This window comes from Vibrio sp. 2033, assembly GCF_033339735.1.
The window spans coordinates 1-530 of the sequence record NZ_JAWOVC010000774.1 but is presented as its reverse complement, the minus strand read 5'-3'; the positions used below and the strand labels follow the sequence as shown (position 1 = coordinate 530).

General features: G+C 44.0%; 1 protein-coding gene. It reads left to right on the top strand.

Annotated elements, in window-relative coordinates; translation table 11 throughout:
- The coding region (locus R7P74_RS29015; RefSeq protein ID WP_318124171.1) for a hypothetical protein at nt 1-530 on the top strand (530 nt) is incomplete at both ends.

Genomic DNA, 530 nt, shown 5'->3' with positions numbered 1-530 from the left:
TAACCGTATTTTCAGATGGCTCTTGGCAGTTGAATGCCAGTCGCAACTTAGATCACACGGTTGAGCAAAGTATCGTATTTGATTATCTCGCAGCCGATGATTCAAAAGATTACGGTGTAGCAACCGCGACCATCGACATTATAGATGGCCAAGCGGGTTATGTAGGCAGTGCTACTATAAACGCAGAAGAAGTACCTCTGGGAGCGGCATTATTAACCACCGAAGGCAGTGTTAATGTGATTGCTGGCTCTGATAACCCTGATCCGACTAGTTTGTATTTTGGTGGGGCATCCATTACTAAGTTAGAGGCATTAGGGCTTACAAGCTCAGTCTCTGATAATGAGCTTAGCTACACGTTAAGTTCCAGTGGAAAGCAAATTACAGCATTTGCGAATGGTGTCACTGTATTTACGTTAACGTTGAGTGGCGTTGAGTCGGGTAACGATGTATTAGCTTCAATTTCGCTTACTCTTGAGCATCCTATCGATCAATTCAATAGCAGTGATACGGTCACTTTCCCGTTGACCATT